Here is a 16,135-nt window from a genome sequence, read left to right on the forward strand (position 1 = left end):
CGATCCAGGATCTAGAGTGACTGTTCGATTGCCAGCGATGGCGTCGGTTCAAGCGCTGCGGGGCTCAAGGATTATATTTAAACGCATGCACCTATTTTTCGGGAGCGCTGGATCAAGATTATTCAGGGCCATCAAAAACGGCCTTCTGTTTCAACATGGCCAACAACCTTTCAGCCGCGACTGACAGTTGCCGACCCGCGCGGACCATCAGGTGGGCCTCAGCACTTTCGAATACTTCGCTGCGGGTCCTAAGCGCTACAAGCGTTCCTTCCGCGATCTCATTGGCTACCGCGTGCGAGGACAGGAAGGTCACCCCGAGGTGGGCTTTTACATAGCTCTTCAGAGTGGCGATTGAGTTGGTGACCAGATTGGATTCGAATTGAATGCGGTCGTGGTATTGCGCCAGCTTAACCAGATTGCTCAAGCCAAAGCCGTTGGACATCAATCCCACCGGGTAGGGGCAAACATCACCCAATGCCAGCGGCTGCTTCTTCTCGGTAAGGGGATGGCCGGGCCAGGTGATGACGCACATCGGCTGTTTGCGCAACATGACCGTACGCACGGCGGGATCGATAGGCGGACGGTATGCCAAGCCGATGTGAGCCTGATCACTTGCCAGCATCCGCACTGTGTCGACGGCGTTGGCGAACTCCAGAGTAACGACCAGCTTGGGGTGCTGCTGGCTGAAGTCCTGGAGCACCCAGCGGACTAATTCCTCGCGGAAGCCTTCGCCCGCAACAATGTGAATCTCACCTCTCTCCAGACCCTTGAGTTCAGAAATCTGAGTCAGCAGCAAGGCTTCGCTTGATCGCCGCTCACGACAATGGTTGATCACCAGCTTGGCAGCCTCTGTCGGGACGATCCCCCTACCATGGCGCTGTAGGAGTTGCACCCCCAACTCGCTTTCCAATTGATGGATTTGCCGGCTGACAACCGAGGGCTCGATATTCAGACGGTCCGCTGCGCCTCGGATCGAGCCGGTTTCTGCAACCGCTGAAAAATAGTGAAGCCGACGTTCATTAAGGCCAATTTTCTGCAATTTAGGCTCTCCTGTCTGTTGCTTTCAAAGCAACACTTGTCAGCGAATATAGCTATTGTTTGAAGTTTCTACCCTCCCCATAATCCCTGTCAATTGGGCGATGCCAAGCTCATTCAATCGACACAATAAAAACAAATGCGGAATTTGCGAGGACTTCAATATGGCTCAAGCAGCAATACGGATCACATCGATCCCCCTCGATGACCTCGCCCTGCGCAAGATGTATCGCAAAATCAGTTGGCGCCTATTACCCTTCCTGTTGTTGTGCTATGTCCTCGCCTATTTAGATCGGGTCAATATCAGTTACGCCAAGATTGCGATGCAGCAGGAGTTCGGTCTGACCGATGCCGCTTATGGATTGGCGGCAGGGATTTTCTTTATCGGTTATGTAATGTTCGAAGTGCCGAGCAATCTCTGGCTGGCACGAATAGGAATACGTAAGACGCTCAGTCGCATCATGTTGTTGTGGGGAGCGGCTTCAACCTCGATGCTGTTTGTCCATGACAGCTCTACCTTTTATGTCCTGAGGTTTTTTCTAGGGGTGTTTGAAGCTGGATTTGCTCCGGGCATGATCCTCTATCTAACCTTCTGGTTTTCAGGCAAGCGTCGCGCTCAAGTAATGGCGTGCGTCCTGTTGGCAGGCCCCGTCTCGAACGTCATCGGTGGACCATTGTCGACCTGGATCATGGGGGCTTTCGCCGACATTCATGGCTTGGCGGGATGGCAGTGGATGTTCATCCTCGAAGGGGCGCCTTGCATTCTTTTGGGTATAGCTGCGTTCTTCTTTTTGAGTGACTCGCCGGAACAGGCCAAATGGCTGAGCAAAGAAGAAAAACGTTTGCTGGCGAATGATCTGGAACAGGTGCAGGCGTCAAAACAACACACGTTCGCTGCCGCCTTGAAGGATTGGCGAATTTACTTGATGGCCCTCATTTACTTCTGTCTGATCTGCGGTCTGTATACCGTCAGTTTCTGGTTGCCGAGCATACTGCGAGACGCTGGCGTAACGAATATTTTCGAGATCGGCCTCTATTCAATGATCCCTTACAGCGCCGCCATTGTCGCGATGCTGATCAATGCCCGGAGTTCCGATCGCCTGGGCGAGCGCCGCTGGCATGGCGCAGTGCCCGCCTTTCTGGGCGCAGTAGGCTTGGTGCTGACCGGTTTCAGTTCCGGCAACCTCACGTTGGCGCTGTGCAGTATCACCCTCGCAACGCTATCCACATACGCGGCCTATGCCGTGTTCTGGGCTGGACCCTCTAGCTACCTCAAAGATACTGCCGCCGCTGGCGGCATAGCCCTGATCAACAGCATCGGTGCCTTTGGTGGGTTTGTTAGTCCATCTATCATCGGCGCCTTGAAGAACTTCACCGGCTCGTTCGCTGCGGGGATGGCCGTAATGGCCGTCCTTTTAGTGATCGGCGGTCTTTGCACGTTGACGTTGCGTTTACCGGCCCAGGCTCAACCGTAGGCGCTGGGGATGCGTCCCAATTGGCAGCACTCCTGCACTCCATTATTCACCGCTAGGAACTCACAGTGATGAAGACTGAACCTCACTACTGCAGCGTCGATGATTTACGCCCTCAAGTTGAGGAGCTGACACGTATTCGCCGCCATATTCACCAGCATCCGGAAATGGCCTACGAGGAGTTTCAAACCGCTAAACTCGTTGCAGAGCGCTTACGGGCCTGGGGGTTTAGCGTAACCGAAGGCGTTGGTGAGACCGGTGTGGTAGGCAGCCTGACGGTAGGCACCGGCAAGAGCATTGGCATAAGAGCGGACATGGATGCTCTGCCGTTGACCGAGCAGACCGGCTTGCCTTACGCCAGTGTCCATCAGGGAAAAATGCACGCCTGCGGCCACGACGGCCATACCGCGATGCTGCTTGGGGCGGCTGAATATCTGGCGCGCACACGAAACTTCCGCGGAACGGTGCACCTCTATTTTCAACCTGCAGAGGAGAAGGGTTTCGATAGCGGTGCGCAACGCATGGTAAATGATGGTTTGTTCGAACGCTTTCCCTGTGATGCCGTGTTCGGAATGCACAATCACCCCGGCGAGGCCCCGGGTACCTTCCTATTTAGAAGCGGACCGTTCATGTCGGCCAGCGACAAGGTCGCGATTACCATTCATGGTCTCGGAGGCCATGCGGCTCGCCCGCACCTTACGGTGGACCCGGTGGTGGTGGCTTCCGGCATTGTCATGTCGCTGCAGACCATTGTCGCGCGCAATATCAACCCTGTTGAACCTGCTGTGGTAACGGTCGGCTTGCTTCAGGCGGGGGTTGCTAACAATGTGATTTCCAGCAGTGCCTACCTTGAGCTGAGCGTCCGCTCGTTCAGCAAGCTGGTACGTAGCCAGTTGAAAGAGCGCATCGAAGCACTGGTCCATGCCCAGGCAAACAGCTATGGAGCAACGGCCACAATCGACTATATGGCGGGTTACCCGGTGATCGACAACAACCGAGCGCAAACCGAATTTGCTCTGCAAGTAGCACGGGAACTGGTGGGTGATGACCATGTGATTGCCCATGCCGATCAGCTCATGTCCAGCGAGGACTTCGCTTACATGCTTGAGCAGCGGCCAGGTTGTTTTTTACGCTTGGGCAATGGCGTTGGAGAAGATGGTTGTATGGTTCATAATCCGGCCTACGACTTCAATGACAAAAACTTGCCTATCGGCGCTGCCTACTGGGCGCGTCTGGTGGAACGGTATCTAAACTAACTCAAACAACCAGGCCTGCCGTAACGCCGGACTGGCTTTTTTTGGGCCGAATACCGCGATCACTCTGGCTGGGTTTTTGCTGCCCGAAAGGGATCTCGATACTGATAGGCATTGGTTGATCGGCCTGAGTTCGGGGCTCCTGTGTCATCGGAACGAAAGCCGGCAACACTGGCGCCTGACGATCACGGTAAGCGGGTATCCACTTTCTAACCAGGTTAGCGTTGATGCCGTGGCGTAGCGCTACGCTGGCCATCGACACGCCAGGTTGCAAGCATTCCTGGACGACTTGAGCTTTAAAAGGGTTTGGGATAGGTGTTCCGGCAGGGGGATTGGCCGCGCCGGAGGTGTTAAAGTCCGGCCTTCGTTTTGAATTCTCCAAGGAAGTCGGCATGCCGGACTCGACCTCACTCAACCCCGCCTTCATGGTGGTGCAGAGCAACAGCCCCGAGGAACTGCGCAGCCTGGTGATCAACGTGATGCGGCGTTATCCCCTGGCGCCCCTGGAGAACGAAATCGCCCTGGTGCAGAGCAACGGTATCGCCCAGTGGCTGAAACTCGCCCTGGCCGAAGACCCGGAAGACGACGACCAGGGTGGCTGCGGCATTGCCGCCGCCATCGATGTGCAACTGCCCGGCAGCTTTATGTGGCAGCTTTATCGAATGGTCCTGGGCCGCGACGAAATCCCGGCCAAATCCCTGCTCGATAAAGGCCCGCTGACCTGGCGCCTGATGCGTCTGCTGCCGGAACTGATCGACCAAGCGCACTTCGAGCCGCTGCAGCGCTTCCTCACCCACGACACCGATCTGCGCAAGCGCTACCAATTGGCCGAGCGTCTCGCCGACCTGTTCGACCAATACCAGGTCTATCGCGCCGACTGGCTGGAAGACTGGGCTGCCGGCCGCCACCAACTGCGCAGCGGCCGCGGCGAGATCAAACCACTGCCGCCAGCCAATTGCTGGCAGGCCGAGTTATGGCGTGCGCTGCTGTTGGATGTCGGCGCCTGCGGCATGGCCCAAAGCCGCGCCGGCGTGCACCAGCGTTTTATCGAACGAATCAACCAGCTTGAAAGCGCACCGCCAGGCTTGCCCCCACGGGTCATCGTCTTCGGCATCTCCTCGCTCCCGGCCCAGGCCCTCGAAGCCCTCGCCGGACTGGCCCGTTTCAGCCAGGTGCTGCTCTGCGTACATAACCCTTGTCGTCATCACTGGGCCGATATCGTCGCCGACAAGGACTTGCTGCGTAACCAATACAAACGCCAGGCCCGCAAGGCCGGGATGCCGCTGGCCCTCGACCCGCAAACCCTGCACCAGCACGCGCATCCGCTGCTGGCCGCCTGGGGCAAGCAGGGCCGCGATTACATCAACCTGCTGGACAGTTACGACGATCCGACCAGCTATCGCGCGGCTTTCCGCGACGGCCGTATCGACCTGTTCAGTGACAGCGTGCCGCTGACCCTGCTCAATCAATTGCAGGACGATATCCTCGAACTGCGTCCGCTCAACGAAACCCGCGAACACTGGCCGGCCATCGACCTGGCGCGGGACCCGTCGATTCGCTTCCATGTCGCCCACAGCGCTCAGCGTGAAGTGGAGATCCTTCACGACCAGTTGCTCGAACGCTTCAGCGCCGAGCCGGACCTGCGGCCGCGCGACATCATCGTCATGGTCCCGGACATCGACAGTTACGCCCCGCACATCCGCGCGGTCTTCGGCCAGCTTGAGCGCGGCGACCCGCGCTTCATCCCCTTCACCCTGGCCGACCAGGGCCAGCGCGGCCGCGACCCCCTGCTGATTGCCGTCGAACACCTGCTCAAGTTGCCCGACAGCCGCTTCCCGGTCAGCGAGATCCTCGATCTGCTGGACGTCCCGGCCTTGCGCGCGCGCTTCAATGTGCAAGAACGCGACCTGCCCACCCTGCATCGCTGGATCGAGGGTGCCGGCGTGCGCTGGGGCATGAATGCCGAGCAACGCGCCGGCCTCGGCCTGCCCGATGCGCTGGAGCAGAACAGCTGGCAGTTCGGCTTACGGCGCATGCTGTTGGGCTACGCGGTCGGCAGTGGCGAGGCTTGCGAAGGCATCGAGCCCTACGACGAGATCGGCGGCCTCGACGCCGCCTTGATCGGCCCGCTGGTGGCGCTGCTCGACGCCCTGGAAATCGCCCACCAGGAGCTTTCCGAGCCGGCCTTGCCGCAACAATGGGGTGAGCGCCTGCATGCGTTGATCCAGCTGTTTTTCCTCGCCAGTACCGAACACGACGACTACCTGCTGATCCAGCTCGAGCAACTGCGTGCCGACTGGCTGGAAACCTGCGAAGCGGTGAACCTGCAGGAAATCCTGCCACTGACCGTGGTGCGCGAAGCCTGGCTGGCCGGTCTCGACCAGGGCCGCCTGTCCCAACGCTTCCTGGCTGGCGCGGTGAACTTCTGCACCCTGATGCCGATGCGGGCGATCCCGTTCAAGCTGGTCTGCCTGTTGGGCATGAACGACGGTGACTACCCTCGGGCGCAACCGCCACTGGACTTCGACCTGATGAGCAGCGACTACCGTCCCGGCGACCGCTCACGGCGTGAAGACGACCGCTACCTGCTGCTCGAAGCCCTGCTCTCGGCCAGGCACCAGCTCTATATCAGCTGGGTCGGTCACAGCATCCGCGACAACAGCGAGCGTCCGGCTTCGGTCCTGATCGGCCAGTTGCGCGACCACCTCGCCGCGGGCTGGCGGTTGCCGGACGCCGACGGTGAGCATCTGCTGCGGGCCCTGACCCAGGAGCATCCGCTGCAACCCTTCAGCGCCCGCTACTTCCATGACAGTCATGCCGAGTTGTTCAGCTATGCCCGCGAGTGGCAGCAACTGCACGAGAGCCAAAGTCCGCATGAAACGATTGCGCCGCTCGACCCCTACCGGCAAGAGGAGCCATTGACCCTGGCTCAGCTCCAGGACTTTCTGCGCAACCCGGTTCGGCACTTTTTCAGCCAGCGCTTGAAAGTCTTCTTCGAAGCCACACAGGCACCGCTGGCCGATGAAGAACCGTTCGTGCTCGACGCTCTGCAACGCTACAGCCTCAGCGACAGCCTGCTGCAAGCGGCGCTGCTCCAGCCGGACCACCCCGACGAAGCCCTGCAGCACCAAGCTCGGCGCTTGCAAGCCAGCGGCCTGCTGCCCATGGCCGGGTTCGGTGAATTGCTGCAACACGAACTGATCGAACCGCTGCCGGACCTGTTGCAACGTTACCGGCAACTGCTCAGCCTCTGGCCAACCGCGCTGACCAGTGCCGTGCCCGTCGCCTTCGACGCCGACGGTATCCGGGTGGAGGGCTGGCTGAGCGGCCTGCATCAGCGCAGTGATGGCGGCCTGCTCGCGGTGATGACCATCCCCAACAGTATCGGCTCGCTCAAGACGCGCAAATGGCACCGCCTCACGCGGCCCTGGGTCGAGCACCTGGTGGCTTGTGCCGGCGAACTGTCGATGACCACCGCCCTGGTGGCCAGCGACGACACGTTGCTGCTGCCGCCGTTCGAACCGCGGCGAGCGGCCGAGATTCTCGGCAACCTGCTGCGGGCCTGGCAGTCCGGCATGTGTCGGCCGCTGCCGGTCGCGGTAAAGACCGCCTTTGCCTGGCTCTCCCAATCGGACCCGCTCAAGGCGCAGGACGCCGCGCGCAAGGCCTATGACGGCGACGGTGTGAACAACGAAGGCGAGCGCCGGGAAAGCGCGGCTCTGGCCCGCCAGTTCGCCGATTACAACGCGCTGATCGCCAGCGAGGAATTCGAAGGCTGGTGCGATACGCTCTATCGTCCGTTGCTCGAAGCCCCCTGGCGTTCGCTCGCCGCCGAGGAGGCGCGCTCATGACCGAGAGCAAGACACCCCTGGCGCTGGCGTTCCCGCTACGCGGCAGCCAGCTGATCGAAGCCAGTGCCGGCACCGGCAAGACCTTCACCATCTCCGCGCTCTACCTGCGCCTGGTCCTTGGCCATGGTGGCGAGGTCGCGGGGTTCGACCGCGAATTACTGCCACCACAAATCCTCGTGGTGACCTTCACCGATGCCGCCACCCAGGAACTGCGTGACCGTATCCGCACCCGCCTGGCAGAGGCCGCGCGGTTCTTCCGCGACGAGATAGCGGCCACCGATGGGTTGATCGCCCAACTGCGCGACGAATACCCGGCCGAACACTGGCCGGCGTGTGCCAACCGCCTGGACATTGCCGCCCAATGGATGGACGAAGCGGCGGTATCGACGATCCATGGCTGGTGCCAGCGCATGCTGCGTGAACATGCCTTCGACAGCGGCAGCCTGTTTACCCAGACCCTGGAAACCGACCACAGCGAACTGCTGGGTGAAGTGCTGCGCGATTACTGGCGACTGTTCTGCTACAAGATGCACGGCGATGCGCTGAACTGGGTCCGGGCCAACTGGGGCGGGCCGGCGACACTGCTGCCGCGGGTGCGCGCCCTGTTCGGCAGCGAACGCCGCAACGACAACCCGCAAGAGCCGGCCGAGTTGATCGAGGCCTGCATTCAGGAACGTCGCCAGGCCCTGGTACAGCTCAAGGCGCCGTGGCGGCAATGGGCCGCCGAACTGCGGGATATCTGCCTGCAAGGCGTGGCGAACAAGACCGTCGACGGCCGCAAGATGCAGGCGCGTTACTTCGAGCCCTGGTTCGAGAAACTCAGTGCCTGGGCCGAGGACGAGACTCAGGAACAACTGGATATCGGCACCGGCTTCAGCCGGCTGACCGCCGCGGGCCTGGCCGAAGCCTGGAAGGGCGAGCCGCCGAGCCATCCGGCCCTCGACGCCATGGGCGGCTTGAAAACCAGCCTCGATGCCTTGCCCACGCCGGACGCCGCCGTGCTCGAGCACGCGGCCCGCTGGGTCGGCGCGCGCTTCGAGGAAGAGAAGCGCCGGCGCGCCGAGATGGGCTTCGACGACATGCTCCTGCGCCTTGACGCGGCGCTCCAGGCCGACGGCGGCGAGCGCCTGGCGAGCCTGATCCGCGAGCAATTCCCGGTGGCGCTGATCGACGAATTCCAGGACACCGATCCGGTGCAGTACCGGATTTTCGAAAGTATCTACCGTATCGAGGACAACAACCCCGAGTGCGGCCTGTTTCTGATCGGCGACCCGAAGCAGGCGATCTACGCCTTCCGAGGCGCCGATATCTATACCTACCTGCGGGCGCGCCAGGCTACCCATGGTCGCCTGCATACACTGGGCACCAACTTCCGCTCCAGCCAGGCGATGGTCACCGCGGTCAACCATGTCTTCGAACGCGCCGAGCAGCGCGAGCAAGGGCGCGGTGCGTTCCTGTTTCGCGAGGGCGATGAGAACCCGGTGCCATTTCTGCCGGTGGCGGCCCAGGGGCGCAAGGAGGTCTTGCAGATCGACGGCCAGCCGGTGGCGGCGCTCAACCTCTGGCAATTGGCAAGCGAGCAGCCGGTGTCCGGCGCGCTGTATCGCCAGCAGTTGGCCGCGGCCTGCGCCACTCGTATTGTCGAGTTGCTCAATGGCGGCCAACAGCAGCGTATCGGTTTCGTCCGCGACGGCGCGCTCAACGGCGTGCTGCCTTCCGATATCGCAATCCTGGTGCGTGACGGCAAGGAGGCCCAGGCGGTCCGTGGCGAGCTGGCGAGTCGCGGCGTGCGCAGCGTTTATCTCTCGGACAAGGATTCGGTGTTCGCCGCCCAGGAGGCCCATGACCTGCTGGCCTGGCTCAAGGCCTGCGCCGAGCCGGATGTCGAGCGTCCTCTACGGGCGGCCCTGGCCTGCATCACCCTGAACCTGTCGCTGGCTGAACTGGAGCGCCTGAACCAGGACGAGCTGGCCTGGGAGCAGCGGGTCATGCAGTTCCGCCGCTATCGCGAGATCTGGCGCAAACAAGGCGTACTGCCGATGCTGCGGCGGCTGATCCATGACTTCCAGCTGCCCCGGGCGCTGATGACCCGCAGCGACGGCGAGCGGGTGCTGACCAACTTGCTGCACCTGTCCGAACTGCTGCAACAGGCGGCCGCCGAACTCGACGGCGAACAGGCGTTGATCCGCCATCTCGGCGAGCACCTGGCGTCCTCCGGCCAGGCGGGTGAAGAACAGATCCTGCGCCTGGAAAGCGACGAGCAACTGGTCAAGGTGGTGACCATCCACAAATCCAAGGGGCTGGAATACCCCCTGGTGTTCCTGCCTTTCATCTGCTCGGTCAAGCCGGTGGACGGCAGTCGCCTGCCGCTGCATTACCACGATGCCGAGCGTAAGGCCCAGGTCAGCCTGAAACCCACCGCCGAACTGATCGTCCAGGCCGACGCCGAGCGCCTGGCCGAAGACCTGCGCCTGCTCTACGTCGCCCTGACCCGGGCCCGACATGCCTGCTGGCTGGGGGTGGCCGACCTCAAGCGGGGCAACCATAACGCTTCGGTGCTGCACCTGTCCGCGCTCGGTTATCTGCTCGGTGGTGGTGCTGTATTGGGCGAGTCCCCGGGCCTTGAACGCTGGTTGTCGGACCTGCGGGAAGGTTGCCCGGCACTGGCCTGCGAAGTGCTGCCAGCGGCCACCGCCGAAGCTTTCCAAGCGCCCCGCAACGAAGCTGTCCTGCTCGCCCCGCGCCTGCCCAAGCGCAGTGCCTCCGAGTATTGGTGGATCGCCTCCTACAGTGCCTTGCGCATTGGTGAGGTACAGAGCGCTGACACTGACGAGGCGCCGGAAAGCCCTCAGGCGCAAAAACTCTTTGACGACGAACGCCTCGATCCGTCCGCGCCTCGTGATCCGGTGCCGAGCGGCACTGACATTCACCGCTTCCCCCGTGGTCCGAACCCCGGCACCTTTCTCCACGGTCTGCTCGAATGGGCCGGTGACGAAGGCTTCAATGCCGACCGCACACTGATCGAAAAGGCCGTCGCGCCACGCTGCAACCTGCGGGGCTGGAAAGGCTGGATTGCGGCCCTGAGCGACTGGCTTGCCGATCTGCTGCAAAGCCCTTTGCGCCTGGGCAACGATCAGCCACCGGTGGTCTTCAAGGATCTCAAGGCCTACCGGGTGGAAATGGAGTTCTGGTTCGCCAGCCACACGGTGGATGTGCTCAAGGTTGACGAACTGGTGCGCCGCCATACCCACGCTGGTGTCGCCCGGGCCAAGGCCGAGCCGGTCTCGCTCAATGGCATGTTCAAGGGTTTTATCGACCTGACGTTCGAACACCAGGGTCGCTACTACGTGGCGGACTACAAATCCAACTGGCTGGGCGCCGATGACGCGGCCTACACCGAGCAGGCCATGAGCCTGTCGATCCTCGACAACCGCTATGACCTGCAATACGTACTCTACCTGCTGGCCCTGCATCGCCAGCTCAAGGTGCGGCTGCCGGACTACGACTACGAGCGGCATATGGGCGGGGCCTTGTATCTGTTCCTGCGCGGCACTCGAGCGCCGAGTCAGGGTGTGTTTTTCACCCGGCCACCGCGTGAGCTGATCGAGCACCTGGACCTGCTGTTCCAGGGTAAACCGGTGCCCCGCAGTGAGCCCGCCTGGGAACAGGGGAGTCTGTTATGAAACGTTCTTTTTCACACATCCTGCCGACGGCGCTGAGCGACGACAGCCTGGCCGGACTGACGCCCCTGAGCCGCGCGGCGGACTTGTTGTTGCTGTTGGAGCGCTGGGTCGCACGGGGTTGGTTGCGGGCGCTGGACAAGGCCTTCGTGGCCTTTCTCCACGAGCTCGATCCCGAGGCCGATCCGCTGGTGCTGCTGGCGGCGGCGCTGACCAGCCATCAGCTGGGGCACGGGCATGTCTGTCTCGATCTGTTCGCCACCTTGCAGGAGCCGGACTTCGCCCTGTCCCTGCCGCCGGAAGGCGATGTTCAGGGCGGGGCGTTGCTGCTGCCGTCGCAGTTGCTGGTGGCCCTGGACGGCGAGCACTGGTGTCGATCCTTGCAGGCAAGTTCACTGGTGGCGCTGGCGGACGATGCGGGCATCGAGGCGGCACAGCGTCCGCTGGTGCTCAGCGGGCGACGTCTGTACCTGCGCCGTTATTGGGCTTACGAGCGGCGTATCGACGAGGCCTTGCGCCGGCGTCTGGCCGAACAGGAAGAGACCCCGGACGACCTGGCGCAACGTCTGACCGCGTTGTTCGGCGCGGCGCAGCCCGGTGCGCGTATCGATTGGCAGAAACTCGCCTGTGCCCTGGCCACGCGCGGGGCGTTCAGTATCGTTACCGGTGGCCCCGGTACCGGCAAGACCACCACCGTGGTGCGGCTGTTGGCCTTGCTCCAGGCCCCGGCGGTGGCGGCGGGAAAACCCTTGCGTATTCGCCTGGCGGCACCCACCGGCAAGGCCGCCGCGCGCCTGACTGAGTCCATCAGTGCGCAGGTGCGCTCGCTGGATATCGATGAGGGCGTGCGCGGCAAGATCCCCAGCGACGTCACCACCGTGCACAGGTTATTGGGTAGCCGGCCGGGTACCCGGCACTTCCGCCATCACGCGGGCAACCGCCTGCCACTGGATGTCTTGGTGGTGGATGAAGCGTCGATGATCGACCTGGAAATGATGGCCAATCTGCTGGATGCCTTGCCGGATCATGCACGGTTGGTGCTGCTGGGTGACAAGGACCAACTGGCGTCGGTGGAAGCCGGCGCGGTATTGGGTGACCTGTGCCGGGATGCCGAGGAAGGCTGGTATAGCGCGCGGACCCGTGGCTGGCTGCAAGCGGTCAGCGGCGAGGACTTGAGCGGCAGCGGTTTGCAGGAAGACCTGGACGACAGCCATCCGTTGGCCCAGCAGGTGGTGATGTTGCGCCACTCCCGGCGCTTCGGCGAAGGCAGCGGCATCGGCCAGTTGGCCCGGCTGGTCAATCGCCAGTCGGCGGACGAGGCGCGGGCGTTGCTGGCGGCCGGCAGTCATGCGGACCTGTTCGCGCTGTCGCTCAAGGGCGAGCAGGACAAGCGGTTCGAGCGCCTGGTGCTGGACGGTCAGGGCAGTGGCCCGAAAGGTTACCGACATTACCTGGGGGTGCTGCGTGGCCAGCGTCCGGCCACCGGCACTGATCTGGCGGATGCACGCTGGACCGATTGGGCGCGCACGGTGCTCCAGGCCTTCGACGAATTCCAGTTGCTCTGCGCCGTGCGCAAGGGGCCTTGGGGCGTCGAGGGTTTGAACCAGCGGATTAGCGCGGCGTTGTTCGCCCATCGGCTGATCGACAGCGACCAGCATTGGTACGAAGGGCGGCCGGTGCTGATGACGCGTAACGACTACGGCCTGGGTTTGATGAATGGCGATATCGGCATTGCCTTGAGACTGCCGGAGCGCGATGGGCCCGAGGCCGGCGAGGCGGTATTGCGGGTGGCGTTCCCGCGCAATGACGGGCAGGGCGGGGTGCGCTTTGTCCTGCCCAGTCGGTTGAACGATGTGGAGACGGTGTACGCGATGACGGTGCACAAGTCCCAGGGCTCGGAGTTTGCCCATACCGCCTTGATCCTGCCGCAGGCGTTGAATCCGGTGTTGACCAAGGAACTGATCTACACCGGCATCACCCGGGCCAAGGATTGGTTCAGTTTGATCGAGCCCCGTGCGGGGGTGTTCGAGGAGGCGGTGGGGCGCAAGGTCAAGCGGCTCAGCGGATTGATGCTGGAGCTGGGTTAGCGGTGTCAGTGCCGGCCCCTTCGCGGGCAAGCTCCGCTCCCACAGGTGCTGTGTCGTACACGAATCTGGAGTTCGACACGGACACACTGTGGGAGCGGAGCTTGTCGGATCGCCGCAGCGCCGCGAAGAGGCCCGTGAGGTCGCTCGATATCTATCAGACAGCCCCCGCGCTTCTAACCCACCATGCCCACCTCGGTTTGCGCAGGCCCCTCAATCCCCATGAATCGCCGCACCCGCTCGCCTCGCTGCTCCTCGCGGATCGCCCGCGGGCTGGCGTCCAACTGCACCACCCCGTTCTCCATGAACACCACCCGATCGGAAATCGACATGGCGAAATCCATCTCATGGGTGACGATCAGCATGGTCATCCCTTCATCCGCCAACTCGCGAATCACCTTCAGCACTTCCCCGACCAGCTCCGGGTCGAGTGCCGAAGTCGGCTCGTCGAACAGCATGATCTGCGGTTCCATCGCCAGCGCCCGGGCAATCGCCACCCGCTGCTGCTGACCGCCGGACAACTGGTGCGGGTACTTGCGGGCATGGGCCAGCAGGCCGACCTTGTCGAGCAAGGCGAGTGCCCGCTGTTCGCTCAGTTCGCGGGCCACACCGTGGTAGCGCGACGCCAGGGTGATGTTGTCGAGGATGCAGCAATGGGGGAACAGGTTGAAGTTCTGGAACACCATGCCGATGCGCCGCACGCCCTGGCGAATCTGCGGGCTATTGGGGTGATTGGCAGCGCTGATAAAGCCCTCGCCGAAGAGCACGATCTTGCCCTGGTCGATGCTTTCCAGGCCGTTTATGGTACGGATCAGCGAGGTCTTGCCCGAGCCGGACGGGCCGATGATAGAGATCACCTGGCCACTGCCGACCGCCAGATCGATGCCCTTGAGCACTGCGTGGTTGCCATAGCACTTGTGGATATTGCGCAGGTCCAGCGCCAGCGGCGTGCCGCTGACCGATTGCGCGCGCGGCGACGGGGCCAGCGCCGGCTGCGCGGCCCTGAGTCCGGCGATGGCACGCTCATCGAGGGTTTGCGGCTTGCGCTGGCTGAGGTCGAGATGCCGCTCCAGGCGTTGCAGGAGCCAACCGAACAGGCTCACGATCAGCACGTAGTACACCGCCACCGCGCCAAGGGTTTCCATCACCAGGAAATTCTGCGCGTAGAGGCGCTGGCCGACGGTGAGCAGCTCGGTGAGGGAAATCACCGAGACCAGCGAGGTCAGTTTCACCACCGTGATGTATTCGTTGATCAGGGTCGGCAACGAGATACGAAAGGCCTGGGGAATCACGATCAAGCGTTGCAGCCCGAGCACGCCGATACCCAGGGCGCGGCCGGCTTCCTTCTGGCCCCTGGCGACCGAGATCAACCCGCCGCGATGGATCTCGGCCATGTACGCGGCCTCCGTGACCACCAGCGCGAGCAACCCGGAATAGAACGGGTCGGAAAGTACGCCACCGGTGCTCGGGAACAGCTGCGGCAGGTTGTAGACGAACACCACCAGCACCAGCAGCGGGATGCTGCGAAAGAACCAGATATAGGCCGCCGCCGGGAGGCGTAGCCAGGCCGAGGCGGAGAGTTTGGCCGAGGCCAGGAAGAAGCCCAGCAGCATGCCGATAAACCAGGCCAGGGCGCTGAGTTCGACCACCGTGACGCAGGCCTGCCAGAAGGCCGGCATCGAGAACAGCGAAAAGAAATAGGGCCAATCGAATTGCATAGATACCTCGGTGTCGCGATGGAGCGATTACTGAGCGATGACATCCTTGTGGGCGCGGTGCTTGGTCCGGGCGGTGTTCCGACAACGAACGAGGCCCCTGTGGGAGCGGAGCTTGCCCGCGAAGAAGTCGCTGCGGTCGTCCAGGCATACCGCGTTATCGTTCTTCGCGGGCAAGCTCCGCTCCCACATCAACAACCCCACAGGACTCAAGCCCTGTGGGGGACCTTACTCCGCCGCTTCCAGGCTGTACTTGCTCAGTATGGCCGCGTACTCGCCGCTCTTCTTGGTTTCCTCGAAGGCCTTGAGCAACGCCTGGTACGTCGCGTCATTGCCCTTCTTCACAAAAATCCCGAGGGTCTGCGCATAGATCAGGTGCTCGCTGGTCACCACCACCCGGCCCTTGGTCTTCTCGGCGATCAGCTTCGCCGCACCGGCAATTTCCACCTGCGCCTGGACGTTGTTGGACAGCAGCGCCTGGGTCACTTCCGGTGCCGAGGGATATTCATTCACGGTGATCGCGCCCTTGCCCTTGGGCACACAGTAATCGGTCGACAGCTTCTGGAACTGCGCGACCCAGGTGGTGCCCTGTTCAAGGCCGATCTTCAACCCGCAGAGGTCCTCCGGCGTGCCCGGTTTCAGCGTGCTGCCGCTGGGCACCATGATCGCTGCGCCGGTCTTGGCGTAGGGAATGGTCATGGCCTGGGTCTGGCGCTCGGGGGTGATGTACATGCCGGAAATGATCGCGTCGTAGTGCCCGGCATTGAGACCGAGGATCAGGCTCGGGAACTTGGTGTCGACGAACTGTGCCTTGGCCTCCAGGTGCTTGGCCAGGGCCCGGGACAACTCCGGATCGGAGCCGACCACGTTCTTGTCGGCGTCATAGGATTCGAATGGCGGGTAGGTGATTTCCATCCCGACCTTCAGTTGGCCGGGGGTGGCCGTCGAGGCGAAGGCCGCGCTGGTGCAGAGCAGGCTGGTAGCGATCAGGGTCAGGCAGGTTGTTTTCTTATACATGTTCGGTGGCTCCGATGTGAAGGCTGGG

9 protein-coding genes are annotated in these 16,135 nt (G+C 62.4%); 5 read left to right on the top strand and 4 right to left on the bottom strand.

The features are described from left to right. Window positions 1–118: 118 nt before the first annotated feature. The gene (locus tag M5B99_RS13310; protein ID WP_191485889.1) at window positions 119–1,039 is read right to left on the bottom strand and encodes a LysR family transcriptional regulator; all 921 of its coding nucleotides are present in this window, start codon (window positions 1,037–1,039) and stop codon (window positions 119–121) included. Window positions 1,040–1,199: 160 nt separating this feature from the next. Here M5B99_RS13310 and M5B99_RS13315 point away from each other — a divergent pair, with 160 nt between their 5' ends. Together M5B99_RS13315 and M5B99_RS13320 are read left to right on the top strand one after the other, a co-directional pair. Continuing rightward, the gene (locus M5B99_RS13315) at window positions 1,200–2,510 is read left to right on the top strand and encodes an MFS transporter (protein ID WP_248804455.1); all 1,311 of its coding nucleotides are present in this window, start codon (window positions 1,200–1,202) and stop codon (window positions 2,508–2,510) included. Window positions 2,511–2,578: 68 nt separating this feature from the next. Then, window positions 2,579–3,763, top strand: coding sequence for a M20 aminoacylase family protein (locus tag M5B99_RS13320; RefSeq protein ID WP_248804456.1), 1,185 nt, complete (start codon window positions 2,579–2,581; stop codon window positions 3,761–3,763). A gap of 1 nt (window position 3,764) precedes the next feature. On the opposite strand, the gene tnpA is transcribed toward M5B99_RS13320, so the two are convergent. Then, the gene (gene tnpA, locus M5B99_RS13325; RefSeq protein WP_248804457.1) at window positions 3,765–4,154 is read right to left on the bottom strand and encodes an IS66-like element accessory protein TnpA; all 390 of its coding nucleotides are present in this window, start codon (window positions 4,152–4,154) and stop codon (window positions 3,765–3,767) included. Between tnpA and recC the strand changes: the two genes are divergently transcribed. From recC to recD, 3 genes are read left to right on the top strand one after another with little or no spacing between them, the layout of a single operon-like run. After that, the gene (gene recC / locus M5B99_RS13330) at window positions 4,153–7,611 is read left to right on the top strand and encodes an exodeoxyribonuclease V subunit gamma (RefSeq protein ID WP_248804458.1); all 3,459 of its coding nucleotides are present in this window, start codon (window positions 4,153–4,155) and stop codon (window positions 7,609–7,611) included. The two genes, tnpA and recC, sit on opposite strands and share 2 nt — an antisense overlap. Further along, window positions 7,608–11,294 carry an exodeoxyribonuclease V subunit beta gene (recB, locus tag M5B99_RS13335; protein WP_248804459.1) on the top strand — a complete coding sequence of 1,229 codons (3,687 nt, stop codon included), beginning with the start codon at window positions 7,608–7,610 and terminating at the stop codon, window positions 11,292–11,294. The genes recC and recB overlap by 4 nt, the downstream gene beginning before the upstream one ends. Then, the gene (gene recD / locus M5B99_RS13340; protein WP_248804460.1) at window positions 11,291–13,378 is read left to right on the top strand and encodes an exodeoxyribonuclease V subunit alpha; all 2,088 of its coding nucleotides are present in this window, start codon (window positions 11,291–11,293) and stop codon (window positions 13,376–13,378) included. The genes recB and recD overlap by 4 nt, the downstream gene beginning before the upstream one ends. Window positions 13,379–13,551: 173 nt before the next feature. Here the strand turns inward: recD and M5B99_RS13345 are convergent, their stop codons facing one another. Both M5B99_RS13345 and M5B99_RS13350 read right to left on the bottom strand, forming a co-directional pair. After that, window positions 13,552–15,093 (bottom strand): amino acid ABC transporter permease/ATP-binding protein, encoded by a 1,542-nt coding sequence (locus tag M5B99_RS13345; RefSeq protein WP_248804461.1) that lies wholly within the window; start codon window positions 15,091–15,093, stop codon window positions 13,552–13,554. Window positions 15,094–15,318: 225 nt separating this feature from the next. Then, complete coding sequence (locus M5B99_RS13350; RefSeq protein ID WP_248804462.1) at window positions 15,319–16,107, bottom strand: ABC transporter substrate-binding protein; 789 nt, start codon at window positions 16,105–16,107, stop codon at window positions 15,319–15,321. Window positions 16,108–16,135 lie beyond the last annotated feature (28 nt).

It is taken from the genome of Pseudomonas sp. MWU13-2100, assembly GCF_023242365.1.
Classification (GTDB): domain Bacteria; phylum Pseudomonadota; class Gammaproteobacteria; order Pseudomonadales; family Pseudomonadaceae; genus Aquipseudomonas.